The organism is Streptomyces sp. NRRL S-1813 (genome assembly GCF_000719605.1).
Taxonomy (GTDB): Bacteria; Actinomycetota; Actinomycetes; order Streptomycetales; family Streptomycetaceae; genus Streptomyces; species Streptomyces decoyicus.
In genome coordinates, this window is the sequence record NZ_JOHB01000003.1 from 311,940 (window position 1) to 330,011 (window position 18,072).

Consider the following 18,072-nt stretch of genomic DNA (forward strand, 5'->3'; position numbering starts at 1 on the left):
TTTCTCGGAGGCCGCCGCCCGCCTTACGCGGCGGGAGGGGGCAGCACAGTGGAATGCATGATCGTCACCTTACGTCGAGCTCAAACCGACCGCCAAGTCGGCCCCTGGAGCGCTCCTGGGGCCGTGCGGCAGAAGGCCTAGGGAGCCGAGGACGCCGGGGACACGCCGCCCCCCGGAGCGCCGGCGCCCGCGCCCTCCTCCGTCCCGGGCCCCACCCCCGCTCCGGCTCCGGCTCCGGCCACCCGCACGGTCTCGGTCGCCTTCGGCTTCGCCGACTGCGCGATGAAGGCGCCGGTCAGCACCACCACGCCACCGACGATCTGCGGCGCGGAGAGATGTTCGCCGAGCAGGACCCAGGCCAGCACCGTCGCGATGACCGCCTCCAGACAGGCGACCACCCCGGCCACCTGCGGCGAGAGCCGGCGGATGGAGACCACTCCGGTGAGGTAGGCGGCCACCGTCGCGATCAGCACGATCCAGGCGAGCAGCAGGACGGCGGGCACCTGCGTGCCGTTCATCTCCGCGCTGCCGCCGAGTACCGGCCAGTGCATGTCCCAGGGGCGGGCGATCGCCGTGAGGACGGCGGCGCCGATCAGCAGTCCGTAGGCGATCACGCCCAGCGGGTCCACCGTGTCGTCGCCGTCGCTGCCGTGATCGGAGAGCACGAAGTAGCCGACCTGGCAGCAGGCCGCGCCGAGCGCGAGGGCAAGTCCGATGACGTCGAAGCTCAGCCCGGACCAGACCTCGACGACACAGGCCAGTCCGCCGACGGCCAGTACCACCCCGACCGCGGCGGCACGGGTGACCGGCCGCTTCTGAACGAAGCGGACCCAGCCCAGCACAAGCGCGGGAGCCAGATATTCGATGAGCAGCGCGACGCCGACGGGGATACGGGAGAGCGCGGCGAAGTAGCAGGCCTGTACGCCCGCGACGGCGAGCAGCCCGTAGCCCGCGAGCAGCACGGGCCTGCGCCGCGCCAGCTCCCGGTGGCGCCAGGCGACCGGCAGCATGACCAGCGCGGCACCGACCACCCGCAGCCAGGTGACATGCAGCGGTTCGAGACCGGCGGATATCAGGGGCTTGGCGGCGACGCCCGAACCGCCGAAGGCTAGGGCGGACACCAGGGCGATGCCGAGGCCGGCCCGGCGCCCCCGGGGCGCCCCGCTGCGGCTCGCCCCGAGGGCGGGTGGTGACGGCTGGGTCCCCCGGGACCCTGGAGTTCCCTGGCCCGGACCGGTCGATGGACCCGCCGGGCTCCCCGAAGACGCGTGCATCCGGCCATCATGGCAGCCGCCGTCAGCAGTGCCACCCCCCGATACCCCTGTCATCCCCGGCCGGGGCGTTCTCGTCAGTCGCCCCCGGGGCGTTCCCCGTCCAGCCGCGCAGCGAGCCGGGCGGTGTCGACGGAGGCCCGGCGCAGCACCTCGATGGCCCGGGATTCGGGGTCGTCCACCAAGGCGGCGAGCAGGTCCAGGCAGCCGGCACGGGTGGCGTATCCGGCATGGGCGCGGTCCAGCGCGCCGTCCATGGCGGCGGCCGCGGCCGGTGACCATCCGGTGACACCGCCCTCGGCGACCAGGGGGACCGCGCCGGAGTCCTCGATGGTGCCGTGCCATTGGAGTCCGTAGCCGATGCTGCGCTGGACGAGGTAGCCCAGCAGCCTTGCGACCTGCGGGGGACCGTCGAAGGCGGCGCGTACGGCGGGGTCCGATTCCAGGAGGCCGTGCAGCAGATGCGCGGTGTCCACCTGCCGGTCGCCGTCACGGGTGGCCCGCCTGCGAGCAGCGGATACGACCGTCGCGAGTTCGACGGTGAGCCGGCTGTCGAGCTCCTCCTGGGCGGGCCCGTCGCCACCACTGTACGCAGTACGGTTTTGCACAGCACCCACCCCACCAGCCTCCCAGCGCCGCAACATCCCCGCCGGGGAGCATTTGCGCATCCCACGGTGGTTGGGCACGGCCGCACACCTCTCATCCTCACGGAGGAGATGCGGGGGAACCGTGGAGGCCGGACATACGGACAGGGGACGGCCGTCACCCTGTCGCCCCCTGCCGGGCCGACCACCAAATCCTGACACCCCATCAGCAAGGTCGGTCATCGGTATTGAACCTTCGCCCCCGTACGGCTACGTTCCGCGGCACCAGCCAGGGACCGTCACCGAAGGGGTGATCGCATGGCCGAAGTCACCGCGCAGGCCCGTATCGAAGCGCCGGCCGACAAGCTCTGGGACCGGCTCACCGACTTCGACTCGTACGGGGAGTGGAACGCCACCCACACCGCCTTCCCCAAAGGCGGACCGGAATCACTCCAGGTCGGCGCGGGCTACGAGGAGAACATGAAACTGATGGGCTTCCCCGCGGAGGTCACCTGGACCGTCCGGGAGCTGGAGCCGGGCCGGCTGCTCGACATCCAGGGCAAGGGCCCGATGGGCGTCAACCTGGGAATGCGCTACGAACTCACCCCGGACGGCGAGGCGACGGCCGTGCGGATCGACGGGGCGTTCACCGGCGCCGCGGTCTCACTGATGGCCGGCAAGCTCAGGGACTCGGCGAGCGCCGCACTGAACGAGTCGCTGCACAGGCTCGCCACCCTGGTCGCCTGAGCCTTCGGGAGCCACCCGCACGCGCGGCCCCCGAAGGCTCCTCCCCCCCCCCGCCACCCCGCACAGGGTCAGTCCTCCTCGGCGAGGATCAGATACAGCTCCTTGCGCGCCTTGTTGACCACGGCCATGGCCTTCTCCCGCTGCTCGGGACTGCCGGTGGCCCACACCTGCCGGAACGCCTCGACCAGGCCCCCGCCCGCCTTACGGATCTCGTTCATCGCCTCCCAGTCGACGCCGCGGCCGGCGTCCTCCCAGGGGGCGTCCGAACCGCTGTCGGCCTCGGCACGCCCGGCGTCGGTCAGCGAGAACAGTTTCTTGCCGCCCTCACTGGCGCTGGCGATCAGCCCCTCGTCCTCGAGGAGTTGCAGCGTCGGGTAGACCGAGCCGGGGCTGGGCTTCCACGCCCCGCCGCTGCGCTCGGCGATCTCCTGGATCATTTCGTAGCCGTGCATCGGGCGGTCCTTGAGCAGCGCCAGTATCGAGGCGCGCACATCGCCGCGCCGCGCCCGGCCGCGCGGTCCGCCACGCCCCCGGCCGCCGCCGAAGGGCGGGCCCCCGAAAGGCGGGCCGAACGGGCCGAAGGCGGAGCGGCGCCGCTCCCAGCCGCCCGCGAAGTCGCCGCGGCCGCCATGGCGCCCGGGTCCGCAGTGCTCATGCCGATGCTCATGTCCGTGTTCGTTTCCTTGGGAACGCATGAGGGCGTCCTCCCTTTCTTTCACTGATCGGTCGCGATGCCTCAACGATATATCGGGACTGTTCGTCGAAGCAACCCCCTGAGCGGTGTCCGGAGGGCCTGGTGCACTCGACCGAGTCGAGTTCCCACCGGGCGACCGGTGCAGGTGCCTGCCGAAGGAGCGAGGAGGACGGTCGCCGCCTGCCTGGCCCGGAACCGGAATGCCCCTTGGCGTCATGGGCCAACGCCTGTCCCCACGCACGGACTTGTTACCGTCAACCGCTGTGAGCAGTAACGACGCCGCGCCCAAGTCGCGCTTCCTGGCCCTGCACGACTACGGCATGGGCGGCGTGTGGTGGTGGATCCAGGCGCGGTCCGCGCGGGAGATCCTCGAAACGTTCGCGTGGATCGAGATCGTCACCGACCCGGAGACGGTGGCACGGCAGGAAGAGGACGGCGAGCTGGAGGAAGTCGACATCGACGCCCCGCGGATGCCTCCGGGTCTGGACGGCCTGCGCGCCACACGTCACGCACAGCGCGGTCGTCCGGGCTTCGGTGCGCTCGCGGACAGGGACGTCGTGTACCTGCGTCGCCGATGGGACGACGAGGACGACGAGGATCCGGCCGTCTATCTGATGGAGGTGAGCCCCGACGGCCGCCGCCTCCGCCAGGTGGAGCTGGCCGAGGACGGGGCCGCGGTCAAGAGCGGCCCCGACGACTGGCCGTTCAACCCTCCGGTCGTGGATCTCTTCGACCCGGAACTCGTGGGGCTCCAGATCGGCCGGGACGAGTTCGAGGAACAGTGGGCGCGCGCCCGCCAACTGGACGTCGGCCTGTAGGCGGACCGCGCTCCCCCACTTCGGCCGCTTCGGCCACATCGGCCACCGGCCACCGGCCACCGGCCACCGGCCACCGGCCACGATCAAGCAAGATCCGTTGTCAGACGGAATGCCAGGCAGCCCGCCGAGGGCTCACTTCCGGAGGGGCTGGGTGAAGCGCAACATGTTGCCGGCCGGGTCGCGGAACGCGCAGTCGCGGACGCCGTAGGGCTGGTCCATCGGCTCCTGAAGCACCTCGCCGCCCGCGGCGCTGATGCGCTCGAAGGTGGCATCGCAGTCGTCCGTCGCGAAGAGGACACCGCGCAGCAGGCCCTTGGCCATCAGCTCCGCCATGGTCTGTCTGTCGGCCGGTGAGGCGTTCGGGTCGGCGAGCGGCGGTTCCAGGACGATGTTCACATCCGGCTGCGAGGGTGCCCCGACGGTCACCCAGCGCATCCCCTCGAAGCCGACGTCGTTGCGTACCTCGAGGCCGAGCACATCGCGGTAGAAGGGGATCGCCTTGTCGTGGTCGTCGACGGCGATGAAGGTGGTGGAAAGCCTGATGTCCATGCCGTTCACGCTACGGCCCGGCGGCGGGGCTCGCTTCTCCGTTCCTGACCGGCCTCGTGTGGATCTTGGCGATGCAGGCCGGGATGGCGGCGCCCTGGTCATGGCTCCGGGCGCGGTAGGCGCTCGGGCTCTCGCCGACCAGCCGGCTGAAGCGCGAGCTGAACGAGCCCAGCGACGTACAGCCGACCGCGAAGCAGACCTCGGTCACCGTGAGATCGCCGCGCCGCAGCAGCGCTTTGGCCCGCTCGATGCGGCGGGTCATCAGGTAGCTGTAGGGCGTCTCGCCGAAAGCGGCGCGGAAGCTGCGGGAGAAATGGCCCGGCGACATCAGGGCGCCATGCGCCAGCGCCGGGACGTCGAGCGGCTCGGCGTAGTCGCGGTCCATCCGGTCACGGGCCCGCCGCAGCCGGACGAGGTCGTCGAGATCCTGCTGTCTCACCTGCTCAGCTTCCCACAGCACCCGAGGCCGATGAGGGGAAGCAGGGACGACGCCCTCGGGTGCTCCCCGCTGCGCGGGCCTCGCCTCAGGCGCCGACGTAGGCCGCGAGGTGCTCGCCGGTGAGGGTGGAGCGGGCGGCGACGAGGTCGGCGGGCGTGCCCTCGAAGACGATCCGGCCGCCGTCGTGGCCGGCGCCGGGGCCCAGGTCGATGATCCAGTCGGCGTGCGCCATGACCGCCTGGTGGTGCTCGACGACGATGACCGACTTGCCGGAGTCGACGAGCCGGTCGAGCAGGCCGAGCAGCTGCTCGACGTCGGCCAGATGCAGACCGGCGGTCGGCTCGTCGAGGATGTAGATGCCGCCCTTCTCTGCCATATGGGTGGCCAGCTTGAGCCGCTGCCGCTCGCCGCCGGACAGCGTGGTGAGCGGCTGGCCGAGGCTGAGATAGCCGAGCCCGACATCGGTGAGCCGGTCGAGGATCTTGTGCGCGGCCGGGGTGTACGCCTCGCCCGAGCCGAAGAACTCCTCGGCCTCGGTCACCGGCATCGCGAGCACCTCGCTGATGTCGCGGCCGCCGAGGTGGTACTCCAGCACCGAAGCCTGGAACCGCTTCCCCTCGCACTCCTCGCAGGTGGTGGCGACGCCGGCCATCATCGCCAGGTCGGTGAAGACGACCCCGGCGCCGTTGCACGTGGCGCAGGCGCCCTCGGAGTTGGCGCTGAACAGCGCCGGCTTCACGCCGTTGGCCTTCGCGAACGCCTTGCGGATCGGGTCGAGCAGTCCGGTGTACGTCGCCGGGTTGCTCCGTCGCGAGCCGCGGATCGCGCCCTGGTCGACCGACACCACACCCTCGCCGACGGCCCCCGACTTGCCCGGCAGCGACCCGTGCACGAGCGAGCTCTTGCCGGAGCCGGCGACGCCGGTGACGACGGCCAGCACCCCGAGGGGGATGTCGACGTCGACGTTGCGCAGGTTGTGCGCCGTCGCGCCGCGGATCGGAAGCAGGCCGATGGGCTTGCGCACCGTCTCCTTGAGGGCCGCCCGGTCGTCGAAATGGCGGCCGGTGACGGTGCCGGCGGCCCGCAGCCCCTCGACGGTGCCCTCGAAGCAGACCGTGCCGCCCGCCGTACCCGCGCCGGGGCCGAGGTCGACGACGTGGTCGGCGATCGCGATCGTCTCCGGCTTGTGCTCCACGACGAGCACCGTGTTGCCCTTGTCCCGCAGCCGCAGCAGCAGGTCGTTCATCCGCTGGATGTCATGGGGGTGCAGCCCGATGGTGGGCTCGTCGAAAACATAGGTGGTGTCGGTGAGCGAGGAGCCGAGGTGGCGGATCATCTTCACGCGCTGCGCCTCGCCGCCCGACAGCGTGCCCGACGGCCGGTCGAGCGCGAGGTAGCCGAGGCCGATCTCCACGAACGAGTCGAGGGTCTGCTGAAGCGCGGTGAGCAGCGGTGCCACCGACGGCTCATCGAGTCCGCGGACCCATGCGGCCAGGTCGTTGATCTGCATCGCGCAGGCGTCGGCGATGTTGATCCGCATGATCTTCGACGACCGGGCCCCCTCACTGAGCCGGGTGCCGTCGCACTCGGGGCAGGTGGTGAAGGTGACCGCCCGCTCCACGAATGCCCGGATGTGCGGCTGAAGCGCCTCCTTGTCCTTGGACAGGAACGACTTCTGGATCTTGGGGATCAGCCCCTCGTAGGTGAGGTTCACCCCCTCGACCTTCACCTTGGTCGGCTCCCGGTAGAGGAAGTCCTGCATCTCCTTCTTGGTGAACTTGCGGATCGGCTTGTCCGGGTCCAGGAGCCCCGACTCGGCGTAGACCCGCACGGTCCAGAAGCTGTCGGACTTCCAGCCGGGGATGGTGAACGCGCCCTCGGCGATCGACTTGGAGTCGTCGTAGAGCTGGGTGAGGTCGATGTCGGAGACCGTGCCCCGGCCTTCGCAGCGCGGACACATGCCGCCGGTGCGGTTGAAGGTCGCCTTCACCGTCTTCTTGGCACCGCGCTCGACGGTGATGGCACCGCTCGCCCGGACCGAAGGGACGTTGAAGGCGTACGCGCCGGGCGGGCCGATGTGCGGCTTCCCGAGCCGGCTGAAGAGGATGCGCAGCATCGCGTTGGCGTCGGTGGCGGTGCCGACCGTGGAGCGGGCGTCGGCACCCATCCGCTGCTGGTCGACGATGATCGCGGTCGTCAGCCCTTCGAGGACATCGACCTCGGGCCGCGCCAGAGTGGGCATGAAGCCCTGGACGAAGGCGCTGTAGGTCTCGTTGATCAGCCGCTGCGACTCCGCGGCGATCGTGTCGAACACCAGAGAGCTCTTGCCCGAGCCGGAGACGCCGGTGAACACCGTCAGCCGGCGCTTCGGGATCTCGATGCTGACGTCCATGAGGTTGTTCACGCGCGCGCCGTGCACACGGATCAGGTCGTGGCTGTCGGCAACGTGCAGCGCAGGCGACTGCGAGTCCGTCCTCGTGGCCATGCTCATCGTGTCTCCATTTGTTGGTCAAGGCCGCCTTCGCGGACTCCGTGGGTGTCGCCTGGCTCGGTCCGACCAGCCTCGCACAGTGCTTCTGGTTCTCCTCCGCTTCGGCCCGTGCAGCTTCCGGGCCCGGGGCCACGCGGTGCACCCGGCCGAGGTGTCGGACCAGTCGGCGGCCGTCGCGCACCGGCCCGCGGTCACGCTAGCCGCGGCTCGGGGCCCGCGCTTCTCCATTCCTGATCGGTCCGGTCACCTGTTTCCCGGCGCACGACGGCATCTCCGCCGTGCAGCCGTGCAGCCGTCACCGGCACAGGTCACCGGGACCGCCGTATCCACACGCCCCGCGCCACCGGTGGCCCGCGCCAGGCCACCACCAGGCCCCCGCTCCGTGTCCAATTCCCCCGGATTGGCCTTGGTTCGCGGCCTAGTGGCACCTCTACGCTCACGGCCATGAGGATTCGTATCGTCGACGCGTTCAGTGAGCGTCCGTTCACCGGCAACCCCGCGGGAGTCGTACTCCTCGGCTCCCGCGCCTTTCCCGATACGCCCTGGTTGCAGCAGGTCGCCACCGAGGTCAATCTCTCCGAGACCGCCTTCGCGCACCCGCTGCCCGAGGGCGGAGACGCCGACTGGGCGCTGCGTTGGCTCACTCCGGCCGCCGAGGTGAACATGTGCGGGCATGCCACTTTGGCCACGGCACACGTGCTGCACACCACCGGGACGGCCACCGGGACGGTCCGCTTCCGCACCCGTAGCGGGGTGCTGACCACGACGGCCGGTGCCGACGGGGCGATCACGATGGACTTCCCGACCGCCCCGCTCACCCCCGTCGAGGTACCGCCGGCCGTCGCGGGAGCGCTGGGCACCGAGATCCGCTCCGCGTACGACACCGGTCCCGATGTGGGGGATCTCCTGGTCGAGCTGGCCGACGAGAAGTCCGTACGGGCGCTCGCCCCGGACCTCAAGGCGCTGGCCGGGCACGGCGGCCGCGGCGTGATCACCACCGCGCGCGCCGACCGTCCCGACGGTGGCTATGACTTCGTCTCGCGCTGCTTCTTCCCCGGAGTGGGCATCGACGAGGACCCGGTGACGGGCAGCGCGCACACCGCGCTCGCCCCGTTCTGGTCCGCGCGCCTGGGCCGTGACGCGCTGGTCGGCCTCCAGGGCGCCGCCCGCACCGGCTTCGTACGGACCGAGCTGCGCGGCGACCGTACGCTGCTGACCGGTTCGGCGGTCACGGTCATCGACGGCGAGCTGCTGGTCACCGGCTGAGCGGCCCCCGGCGGAAGCAGCCGCCAGGAGGCGCGGCAGGCACCGGCGGTGCCCCGCGCCTCACCCGCCTCACGCCGTCGGCAGCCACCCCACGTGCCCCGCGAGCAACGCATAGCCGACGAACGCCACGGTGTCGATCAGGGCATGGGCGGCGACCAGCGGCCCCACCCGTCCCCACCGCCGGTAGAGCAGGACGAAGATCACGCCCATCACCATGTTGCCGACGAAGCCGCCGAGGCCCTGGTAGAGGTGGTAGGAACCGCGCAGCAGGGAGCTGGCCGCGAGTGCGGCCGGCGGAGTCCAGCCCAACTGCCCCAGCCTGCGCAGCAGATACCCGACGACGATGACCTCCTCCACGACGGCGTTCTGCACCGCGGAGGCGATCAGTACCGGGATCTTCCACCACACCGCGGGCAGCGCCTCGGGCACCACCGTCAGATTGAATCCGCCCGCCCGCGCGCCCAGATACAGCAGCACACCGCTGCTGCCGATGACGGCCGCCAGCGCGACGCCGCGGCTCAGGTCGAAACCGGGCCGCTTCCGGTCGAAGCCGACCGCCCGCAGTCCGCCGGCCCGTTCCCGCAGCAGCAGGTGTGCCACCAGCACCACGGGGACGAGGGCGCTGGCGATCCCGAACAGCTGCCAGGCGAGATCCAGCCAGGGGCGACCGGGCGCGTGGGAGCCGTTGAGCGTCGCCGCCTGGTCCTTGAGGCCGCCGGGCTTGGTCACCGATCCGATGAAGCTGATCAGCGCCGACACCCCGCTGGCCCCCAGCGAGAGGGCCAGGACGATCAGCGTCTCGCTCCGCAGGATGCTCCGCGACGGCTCCTCGGCCACCCCGGTTCCCGATCCCTTCCCGGGCCCCTTACCTGGAACGTCCGCACCAGCCACGGGACTTGTATCCGACTGCACGCTTCCTCCACTTCCGCATTACCGTCTCTTCGCCACCACCGCCCCGCTAGGGTCTCGACAGCAGGTACGAAGATCGCGCGCGACAGGCCGGGGACGGGCGCCATCCACGTGGCGCGTTTCCCCTCTCCCCATCGATTCCCGATCGAGCTCCGAGAAGGAGAGGCGCTACCGCAATGGGACGACACAGCTTGCCCGACGGCTCCCCGACGGAGCACACGGGGGCCCGACCGGGACTTCGCCGGCGCACCATCATCATCTCCACCGGTCTCGTTCTCGCCGTGGCCGCGGGCTCGGTGGTGGCACTGCGCAGCGGTCTGCTCCCGTTCGGGGGCCCGTGCGAGGGCCGGTCGGCGCGGCTCGACGTGGCGGCCTCGCCGGATATCGCCCCGGCACTCGAAGCGGTGGCCAAGACCGCCCGCGAGGACGCGACGCGCACCGACGGCAGATGTCTGGACGTCAGGATCACCCCGCGCGCCGCCAATGACATCGCCGACGCATTCGGGCAGCGGCCGGTCAGCCCCGACTTCCAGGTCTGGATACCGGATTCGAGCCTGTGGGTGGACCGGGTCGAAGCGGAGCGCGGCACTCCGCTGACCGCCGTCGGCACCATCGCCTCGTCCCCGATCGCGCTGGGCGCCGTCCCCGCGGCCGCCACGTCAATGGGCTGGCCGAAGAAGACCTACACCTGGACGAAGCTGACCCGGACCGTGACCTCCGGCGACGAAGTGCGCCTGGGCCTCGCCGACCCGGCCCGCAGCGCCACCGGGATGCTTGCCCTGGCCCGTATCGGCGCCGCCGACGCCAAGGACACCAAGGACAGCGACGAGGCCGACACCCGCACCGCCGCGACGGCAAAGCTCCTCTACCAGCGGGTCACGGACGGCGACGGTCGGGTACTGGCCACCCTGCCGCGCGACAACTCCGCTGCGGAGCAGGCCGATCCGCGCCGCAACCAGGCGCTGCTGCTCTCGGAGCAGGCCGCCTACACCCACAACACGAAGGCGGGCGGCGGCCCCGATCTGGACCTGTTCTATCCCCAGGACGGCACGGCCCGGCTCGACTTCCCGTACACGCTGGTCGACGACACGGAGCTGAGCCCCGAGCAGACCCGCGCCGCCAACCGCTTCATGACGCTGCTGGGCGAGAGCGACGGACAGCGCACGCTGCGCCGGCACGGCTTCCGGGCCGGCAACGGCGAGGCGGACCCGAAGGTGACCACCGCGGCCGGCGGGCGCGATCCGCAGCCGTACGCGGCCGATCCCGCCGATCCGCCGACGGTCGAGGAACTCCAGGCGCTGATGGGCATGTGGACGGTCACCGTGCAGAACACCCGGCTCACCACGGTCGTGGACGCCTCACCGTCGATGGGCACCCCGGTCCCGGGCAGCGGCGGCCGGACCCGCATGGACCTCACCAAGAACTCGCTGCTCCAGGCGCTGGCCACCTTCACGCCCGAGGACGAGATCGGGCTGTGGAAGTTCGCCACCTTCCTGGACGGCGACAAGGACTATGTGGAACTGTCCCCCACCAGCCGCCTCGGCGACCGGGACACCGCCGGCGGCACCCACCGCGACACGCTCACCGCCGCATTCAGCTCACTGGCCCCGGCGCCCCGTGGCGCCACCGGCCTGTACGACACCACGCTCGCCGCATACCGGGAAGCCTGCTCGACGTATGCGAGCGGGAAGTTCAACGCACTGGTCATCGTCACCGACGGCGCCAACGACGACGCCGGCAGCCTCGGCCTCGATGCCCTGGCCGAGAAGCTGAAGAAGCTCTCCGACCCCCAGCGGCCGGTGCCGCTGATCGCCCTCGCCATCGGCCCGGCGGCCGACACCGCGGCCCTGGACCGCATCGCGGCGCCGACCGGCGGATCGGCGCACCAGGTCAGCGACCCGTCGCAGATCCACCAGGTGATCCTCAAGGCCATCATGGCGGCGGGCAGCAAGAAGCCGCGCTGAGCCCCCGGATGCCGGGGCTCCGGGCCGCGGCCCGTGCAGATCCGAAAGACACGCCCTACGCCCCCTCGGCCGCCGCCTCCCAAGGCTCCGGTACGGCGGCCCGCCCGGTGACCGGCCAGGCGACCGGCCAGGTGTGCACCGGCTCCCCGGTGTGCATCAGCTCGCTGTAGCGCCGGGTCATCGCGGCGAGCGCGGCATCCCGGTCGAGGCCCTGGCGCCGGGCGTGGTGGCAGGCCGCGGCCTGCCAGGACGCGCCGTTGACCCGGCGCCGGCAGCGCTCCTCGATGATGCCGAGGTAATGGTCACGATCGGCTGGTTCCACCCCCCAGGCATCCAGCCCGCGGGCCGCCAGCGGCAGCAGTTCCTGGCGTACCAGCCGTAGGGCCGGGATCCGGGCGAGACCGCCGGCCCGTCCGGGACGGGGCCAGTCCAAGGTGGCGTCGATGCCGTACCGGCAGGCGGTGTCGAAGTTGCGGGCCGCGGCGGCGAACGGGAGACGCGACCAGATGGGGCGCGGCTCCTCGGCCAGTGCCCGCACGAGTCCGTAGTAGAAGGCGGTGTTGGCGATGACGTCGGCGACGGTGGGACCGGCCGGCAGCACCCGGTTCTCGACCCTGAGGTGCGCGACACCGTCGGCGACCGCGTAGACGGGCCGGTTCCACCGGTAGATCGTGCCGTTGTGCAGCACCAGTTCGGCCAGGTCGGGCGCCCCGCCCTCATCGAGGACCCGCAGCGGCTCCTGCGGCCCGCACACCGGCAGCAGCGGGGGGAAGTAGCGCAGATTCTCCTCGAACAGGTCATATGCGGAGTCGACCCAGCGCTCGCCGAACCAGGTGCGGGGGCGCACTCCCTGGGCCTGAAGTTCGGGCACGCGGGTGTCCGTGGCCTGCTGGAAGACCGGCGGCCGGGACTCGCGCCACAGCTCACGCCCGAAGAGGAACGGCGAGTTGGCGCCGACCGCCACCTGCACCGCGGCGATGGCCTGGGCCGCGTTCCAGACGGCGGCGAAACGGCCCGGCGTCACCTGGAGGTGCAGCTGGACCGAGGTACAGGCGGCTTCCGGTGCGATCGAGGGCGAGCGGGAGACCAGATGCTCCACGCCCCGGATGTCGAGTGCGAAGTCCTCGCCGCGGGCCGCCCGCATCTGGTCGTTGAGCAGCACATAGCGGTCGTTCTCGGAGAGGCTGGCAGCGGTGAGGTCGGTGGCGTGCAGGGTGGGCAGAATGCCGATCATCACGATCCGGGCGGCGACCTCGCGTGCCTTCCTTTCGGCGTAGGCGAGCCCCGTACGGAGTTCCTCGGCGAGCTGGTCCAGGACACGGCCGCTCAATCGGTGCGGAAGGATGTTGACCTCCAGGTTGCACCGGGCGAGTTCGGTCTGGAAATCACAGCTGGCGATGCGCTCGAGAACTTGAGAGTTCATCATGCGGGGCAGCCCGTCGGCACCGGCCAGATTGAGTTCGATCTCCAGACCCATGAGATTCCTGGGCCGGTCGAACCTCTCCTCCTTCAGGAGCCTCTGCAAACCCTCGAGACACTCGTGAAGCTTTCTTCGATAACGCTCCCGGTCCGCCAGGTCGATCCCGTCCGCGGCGACCTTCTCCCCCATCGAAGGGTCCCTCCTCGAGTGAACGGCCCGCGGCCACGGGCCGCTTGGGGCCTTCCCCGACTCCACCGGGGCTCACGCTACGGTCGATGATGCCCCGGCAATCTGATCGATAACGCCGCGGAGGCATGCCGGTACCGATAGGCTCGAAGTGGCCCAGCCACCGGCACATCCCGAAGGCATATCTCACTGGCGACAGCCGACCGCATTTCCTTGGTGAGAAACACTGACGAGATCCGGCCTACCGCGCTGCCGAGGTAATGCGAGGTGGCGCCGTAAAACCGTTGCACAAAGCGGCGGAAAACACCTCGCACAAGGGTCTGGATTTCACCTTGCCCGAAATCCACAAGGCCGGTAGTCGAAACACTTTCAGAACATACGTCGTATAAACTCCGCTTACGAGGCAGAGACTTGGCGCCCAGCGTCCCGGTGTTCTCGCCGGCACCGGGGCACAGCGACTGACCTCGCCGGGCCGCAGCCCCGGCCGGCCACGCTCTGACCCGCACGCAGACAGCGTCGTTTGCACCCTGCCACGCTCCACCGTGTCTCCGAAGTGAGAGGCGACCCACCATGCCGCTGCACCTTCCCCCTGCCCCCGCGCCTGCCCTGCGCAGCGTTCTCGCCGCCCTCGGCTCGCCCACCGCGGTCCGCGAGGCCCCGGTCTCCGCACTGCGCGCCCATCAGGGTCCGCTCAGCCCCGACCACCCGCTGCCCGTCCACGTCTGGGACGACGTCAGCCGGGCCGGCGGTATGCCGCACACCCGTCTGGCCGGCTGGCGCTTCCTGGTCCGCGGCGGGGAACGTGCCGTGGCCACCGCCGAGGCGATGCTCACCGCGGACGGCTGGACGTTCTCACGCTTCTGCGGCGGCCCGTACGTCGCCGCGACCGAGCAGGCGCTGGCGCAGGCCGAGTCGCTCGGCACGCCCTACCAGCCGCGCCTGCTGTCCGTCCCCGAGCTTTACATGCTCACCCTGTGGCTGCATCACGACATCGCCTCCGACGGCGCCGAAGGGCTGCCCACGCCCGCCGACCTGCTGGTACCGCTCGCGCCCGCCCCGCCGGGGATCGCCTCGCACCGTCCGCAGCGCATCGCCGACCTGCTCCCCCGGCTGACGCTGCGCCTCACTCCCACCACCCCGCTCCTCGCCGAACCCGCCTGAACGGGCGCGCCGGCCCCGTTCTCCTGCGCGGACACCGGCGCCCGCCACCCGCTTGAGCATGCCCCGCGGCCTCTTCCGGCCCCGGGGCGCTCTGTCGCACTCACCCGCGCGGCCTAGCCCGCGGATACCACTCCCAACCCTCTTGGGGAGGAGTGCAATTGGGAGCAACCGCCCGCATGGGTGACGCGTCCATACCGAGTGAGTACCGCTGCTGCGAAATCCCTGCGGAATCCCGTCCGTGGGGCAACACTGGGATCGACCGAGGAAACGGGGGAGCGGCCATGAACACCTCATCGAGCCGCACGTCGACGTTCACCACACCGCAGCGAAAGACAACTTCCATGTGCCAGCACCAACCGCCCTGCCCGTCAGCCGACTCCAGCGACCGGGAGGCCGCACACCCTGTGGCGCACCACCCGGAACAGGGCTGGAGCCTGCTCTGCAACGGCGTCCTGCTCTTCGAGGACACCGGTGAGCTGCTGCCGAACGGGCAGGTCATCGCCCCGCACCGCGCACGGGCCACCGCCGCCGCCTGACCCGCGATCGCGCAGCACGAGCCACCGGGCCCCCGGCAGATCTGCCGAGGGCCCCTTGATGTTGCCGTGACTCAGTTGCGCTAACTCAGTTGTCGTACTCGTCCAGCGGCGGGCAGGAGCAAACGAGGTTACGGTCGCCAAAGGCACCGTCGATGCGGCGCACCGGCGGCCAGTACTTCTCCGAGGCCTCGACGCCGGCCGGGAAGACCGCCTCCTCGCGGGTGTACGGGTGCGACCAGTCGCCACCGAGCGCGGCCGCCGTGTGCGGGGCGTTGCGCAGCGGGTTGTCGTCCTTGGCCCACTCCCCCGAGCCGACCTTCTCGATCTCCGCGCGAATGGCGATCATCGCGTCGCAGAACCGGTCCAGCTCGCCCAGGTCCTCGCTCTCGGTCGGCTCGATCATCAGCGTGCCGGCCACCGGGAAGGACATCGTCGGCGCGTGGAAGCCGTAGTCGATGAGCCGCTTGGCCACATCGTCGATGCTCACACCGGTCGCCTTGGTCAGCGGCCGGACGTCGATGATGCACTCGTGCGCGACCAGACCGCCGGGGCCGGTGTAGAGCACCGGGTAGTGCGGCTCCAGGCGCTTGGCGATGTAGTTGGCGCTCAGCACCGCGACCTGGGTGGCGCGCTTGAGGCCCTCGCCGCCCATCAGGCGGACGTACGCCCAGGAGATCGGCAGGATGCCGGCCGAGCCCCAGGGCGCTGCGGAGATCGGTCCCACGCCCGTCTCGGGGCCCGCAGCGGGCTGGAGCGGGTGGTTGGGCAGGTACGGCGCCAGGTGGGCGCGTACGCCGACCGGACCGACCCCCGGGCCACCGCCGCCGTGCGGGATGCAGAACGTCTTGTGCAGGTTGAGGTGCGAGACATCGCCGCCGAACTTGCCGGGCTCGGCGAGGCCGACCAGCGCATTGAGGTTGGCGCCGTCCACGTAGACCTGGCCGCCGGCGTCGTGCACCGCCGCGCAGATCTGGGTGATGTGCTCCTCGAACACGCCGTGCGTGGAGGGGTAGGTGACCATCAGGACCGCGAGCTCGTCACGGTGCTTCTCGATCTTGGCGTGCAGATCGTCGGTGTCGACCTCGCCGTCCTCACCGGTCTTGACGACGACGACCTTCATCCCGGCCATCACCGCGCTGGCGGCGTTGGTGCCGTGCGCGGAGGACGGGATCAGACAGACGGTGCGCTGCTCGTCGCCGTTGGCGCGGTGGTAGGCACGCACCGCCAGCAGACCGGCCAGCTCGCCCTGCGATCCGGCGTTCGGCTGGATGGAGACCTTGTCGTAGCCGGTGACCGCGGCCAGCCGCTCCTCCAGCTCCTGGATGAGCGTGAGGTAGCCCTGGGCCTGGGCGGCCGGCGCGAACGGGTGCAGCTGGCCGAAGGCGGGCCAGGTCACCGGCTCCATCTCGGTGGTCGCGTTCAGCTTCATCGTGCAGGAGCCGAGCGGGATCATGCCGCGGTCCAGCGCGTAGTCCTTGTCGGCGAGGGTGCGCAGGTAGCGCAGCATCGCGGTCTCGGAGCGGTACTGGTGGAAGACCGGGTGGGCGAGGTAGTCGTCGCTGCGCAGCAGGGCCTGCGGCAGCGTCTCCGCGGCGGCCGCGTCCAGCTGCTCGACATCGCCGTGCACACCGAAGGCACCCCAGACGCCGGCCAGCTGCGCGCGCCCGGTGGTCTCGTCGCAGGCGATGCCGACCAGGTCGGCGTCGACCTGCCGGAGGTTGACACCGGCCTCGCGAGCGGCCGCGACGACCTCGGCGGCCCGGCCGGGCACCCGCGCGGTCAGCGTGTCGAAGTACGCGCCGTGAATGATCTCCACCCCGCCGGCCCGCAGGCCCTCGGCGAGGACCGCGGCGTAGCGGTGGGTGCGCCGGGCGATCGTCCGCAGGCCCTCGGGCCCGTGGTAGACCGCGTACATGCCGGCCATGACGGCGAGCAGCACCTGCGCCGTGCAGATGTTGCTGGTGGCCTTCTCCCGGCGGATGTGCTGCTCACGGGTCTGGAGCGCGAGGCGGTAGGCCTTGCTGCCGTCGGCGTCGACGGAGACGCCCACCAGACGTCCGGGCAGGCTGCGGGCGAACTGGTCGCGTACGGCCATGAAGCCGGCGTGCGGTCCGCCGAAGCCCATCGGGACGCCGAAGCGCTGGGTGGTGCCGACGGCGATGTCCGCGCCGAGCTCACCGGGCGAGGTCAGCAGCGTCAGGGCCAGCAGATCGGCGGCGACGGTGACGATCGCGCCCAGCTCGTGGGCCTGCTCGATGACGGCGCGGGGGTCGCTCACCGCACCGGAGGCGCCCGGGTACTGGAGCAGCACGCCGAACACCCCGCGCTCGGCGATCTCGGCCGGAATGCCGTCGGACAGGTCCGCGACCACGACCTCGACGCCGGTGGGCTCCGCGCGGGTCTGGATCACGGCGATGGTCTGCGGCAGGCAGTCGGCGTCGATCAGGAAGACGCCCTGCTTGACCTTGCCGACCCGGCGGGAGAGGGCCATCGCCTCGGCGGCCGCGGTGCCCTCGTCGAGCAGGGAGGCGCCGGAGGTGGGCAGTCCGGTCAGCTCGGCGACCATCGTCTGGAAGTTCAGCAGCGCCTCGAGACGGCCCTGCGAGATCTCCGGCTGGTAGGGGGTGTAGGCCGTGTACCAGGCCGGGTTCTCCATGACGTTGCGCAGGATCACCGGCGGCGTGAACGTGCCGTAGTAGCCGAGCCCGATCATGGACGCCAGCACCTGGTTGCGGTCCGCGAGGCCGTGCAGCTCCTGGAGCACCTCGGCCTCGGTACGGGCCTGCGGCAGGCCGAGCGCCTCCGCGCTCTTGATCACATCGGGGACGGCGGTAGCGGTGAGCTCGTCCAGCGAACCGAACCCGACGTGCGCGAGCATCTTCGCCTGCGCCTCGTGGTCGGGACCGATGTGACGGCGCTCGAACGGGGTGCCGCGTTCCAGCTCGGTCAAGGAGATGCGATTGGTGGTCATCTGCGGGGGCCTCCTGGTCGGTACGACCTACGAGGGGCACCGCGACGCGGGTGCCCGGACGGCCTC

The 18,072-nt window shown here is 71.0% G+C and carries 15 protein-coding genes; 6 read left to right on the top strand and 9 right to left on the bottom strand.

The window, feature by feature from the left end:
* Window positions 1–137: 137 nt before the first annotated feature.
* Entirely contained in the window at window positions 138–1,274 is a 1,137-nt protein-coding gene (locus IF67_RS38925; RefSeq protein WP_078889336.1) for an EamA family transporter, read from the bottom strand.
* A 74-nt stretch (window positions 1,275–1,348) separates the two neighbouring features.
* Complete coding sequence (locus IF67_RS0108550; RefSeq protein ID WP_051817800.1) at window positions 1,349–1,879, bottom strand: Clp protease N-terminal domain-containing protein; 531 nt, start codon at window positions 1,877–1,879, stop codon at window positions 1,349–1,351.
* 294 nt (window positions 1,880–2,173) lie between these two features.
* On the opposite strand from IF67_RS0108550, the gene IF67_RS0108555 reads away from it, so the two are divergent.
* Window positions 2,174–2,602: an SRPBCC family protein gene (locus IF67_RS0108555; protein ID WP_030983719.1), complete on the top strand. Its 429-nt coding sequence runs from the start codon at window positions 2,174–2,176 to the stop codon at window positions 2,600–2,602.
* Window positions 2,603–2,670: 68 nt separating this feature from the next.
* Here IF67_RS0108555 and IF67_RS0108560 read toward each other — a convergent pair whose 3' ends face one another.
* Window positions 2,671–3,297, bottom strand: coding sequence for a PadR family transcriptional regulator (locus tag IF67_RS0108560; RefSeq protein ID WP_030983722.1), 627 nt, complete (start codon window positions 3,295–3,297; stop codon window positions 2,671–2,673).
* A gap of 262 nt (window positions 3,298–3,559) precedes the next feature.
* On the opposite strand from IF67_RS0108560, the gene IF67_RS0108565 reads away from it, so the two are divergent.
* On the top strand, window positions 3,560–4,114 hold the full coding sequence (locus IF67_RS0108565; protein WP_037838993.1) for a hypothetical protein: 555 nt from the start codon (window positions 3,560–3,562) through the stop codon (window positions 4,112–4,114).
* Window positions 4,115–4,246: 132 nt separating this feature from the next.
* Here the strand turns inward: IF67_RS0108565 and IF67_RS0108570 are convergent, their stop codons facing one another.
* The 3 genes from IF67_RS0108570 to IF67_RS0108580 all read right to left on the bottom strand — a co-directional run bounded on the left by IF67_RS0108570 (window position 4,247) and on the right by IF67_RS0108580 (window position 7,593).
* Entirely contained in the window at window positions 4,247–4,663 is a 417-nt protein-coding gene (locus IF67_RS0108570; protein WP_030983725.1) for a VOC family protein, read from the bottom strand.
* A 10-nt stretch (window positions 4,664–4,673) separates the two neighbouring features.
* Complete coding sequence (locus tag IF67_RS0108575; RefSeq protein ID WP_030983727.1) at window positions 4,674–5,102, bottom strand: helix-turn-helix transcriptional regulator; 429 nt, start codon at window positions 5,100–5,102, stop codon at window positions 4,674–4,676.
* An 85-nt stretch (window positions 5,103–5,187) separates the two neighbouring features.
* Window positions 5,188–7,593 carry an ATP-binding cassette domain-containing protein gene (locus IF67_RS0108580; RefSeq protein WP_030983729.1) on the bottom strand — a complete coding sequence of 802 codons (2,406 nt, stop codon included), beginning with the start codon at window positions 7,591–7,593 and terminating at the stop codon, window positions 5,188–5,190.
* Window positions 7,594–8,037: 444 nt separating this feature from the next.
* Here IF67_RS0108580 and IF67_RS0108585 point away from each other — a divergent pair, with 444 nt between their 5' ends.
* The gene (locus tag IF67_RS0108585) at window positions 8,038–8,859 is read left to right on the top strand and encodes a PhzF family phenazine biosynthesis protein (protein WP_030983731.1); all 822 of its coding nucleotides are present in this window, start codon (window positions 8,038–8,040) and stop codon (window positions 8,857–8,859) included.
* 69 nt (window positions 8,860–8,928) lie between these two features.
* Here IF67_RS0108585 and IF67_RS0108590 read toward each other — a convergent pair whose 3' ends face one another.
* The gene (locus IF67_RS0108590; protein WP_030983732.1) at window positions 8,929–9,750 is read right to left on the bottom strand and encodes a type II CAAX prenyl endopeptidase Rce1 family protein; all 822 of its coding nucleotides are present in this window, start codon (window positions 9,748–9,750) and stop codon (window positions 8,929–8,931) included.
* A gap of 194 nt (window positions 9,751–9,944) precedes the next feature.
* On the opposite strand from IF67_RS0108590, the gene IF67_RS0108595 reads away from it, so the two are divergent.
* Window positions 9,945–11,732, top strand: coding sequence for a substrate-binding and VWA domain-containing protein (locus IF67_RS0108595; protein ID WP_030983734.1), 1,788 nt, complete (start codon window positions 9,945–9,947; stop codon window positions 11,730–11,732).
* Between the two features lie 55 nt (window positions 11,733–11,787).
* Here the strand turns inward: IF67_RS0108595 and IF67_RS0108600 are convergent, their stop codons facing one another.
* Complete coding sequence (locus tag IF67_RS0108600) at window positions 11,788–13,341, bottom strand: glutamate-cysteine ligase family protein (protein WP_030983735.1); 1,554 nt, start codon at window positions 13,339–13,341, stop codon at window positions 11,788–11,790.
* A 567-nt stretch (window positions 13,342–13,908) separates the two neighbouring features.
* Here IF67_RS0108600 and IF67_RS0108605 point away from each other — a divergent pair.
* Together IF67_RS0108605 and IF67_RS0108610 are read left to right on the top strand one after the other, a co-directional pair.
* Complete coding sequence (locus tag IF67_RS0108605; protein ID WP_030983737.1) at window positions 13,909–14,499, top strand: hypothetical protein; 591 nt, start codon at window positions 13,909–13,911, stop codon at window positions 14,497–14,499.
* A gap of 341 nt (window positions 14,500–14,840) precedes the next feature.
* On the top strand, window positions 14,841–15,035 hold the full coding sequence (locus tag IF67_RS0108610) for a DUF5999 family protein (RefSeq protein WP_030983739.1): 195 nt from the start codon (window positions 14,841–14,843) through the stop codon (window positions 15,033–15,035).
* An 85-nt stretch (window positions 15,036–15,120) separates the two neighbouring features.
* Here IF67_RS0108610 and gcvP read toward each other — a convergent pair whose 3' ends face one another.
* Window positions 15,121–18,006, bottom strand: coding sequence for an aminomethyl-transferring glycine dehydrogenase (gene gcvP, locus IF67_RS0108615; protein WP_030983741.1), 2,886 nt, complete (start codon window positions 18,004–18,006; stop codon window positions 15,121–15,123).
* Window positions 18,007–18,072 lie beyond the last annotated feature (66 nt).